We start from the raw sequence: 527 nt of genomic DNA on the forward strand, positions 1-527 counted from the left end.
ACAACCCCAAAGGGTCTTCTATCAAACAACCAAAGTTGCTATCTCATTATTTGAATGAGCGAGATAGCGTTGATTTTGCCGGACTCAATTTCGAATAGTCACTTAACAGTGACATTCCCAAGAACACTTGAATGTGTTTGTTGGTGTTTGTCTTAAAGACAAACATTGAGAACTTTACAAACAACAATAAATTGTTGTTTTGTCAGCTTTCCAAATTGTTAAAGAGCAGATTTTCTAATGAAAACCATGTTTAAAGATTCTTARGRAAAAACCCTTAAAGATGGTGGAGCTATGCGGGATCGAACCGCAGACCTCCTGCGTGCAAGGCAGGCGCTCTCCCAGCTGAGCTATAACCCCATCGTTGAGTGGTGGGTCTGAGTGGACTCGAACCACCGACCTTACGCTTATCAGGCGTACGCTCTAACCACCTGAGCTACAGACCCACTAGATGCTCTAATCTAAACCGTATCAATCTGTGTGAACACTCATCGCAATAATCATCGTATAAGGAGGTGATCCAGCGCCAG

The 527-nt window shown here is 43.0% G+C and carries 2 tRNA genes; both read right to left on the bottom strand.

From position 1 onward, the window contains the following. Window positions 1-281: 281 nt before the first annotated feature. A tRNA-Ala gene (locus CIK04_RS31130) sits at window positions 282-357 on the bottom strand. Between the two features lie 9 nt (window positions 358-366). Beyond that, window positions 367-443, bottom strand: a tRNA-Ile gene (locus CIK04_RS31135). Window positions 444-527: the final 84 nt, after the last annotated feature.

This window comes from Vibrio sp. 03_296 (genome assembly GCF_002265885.1).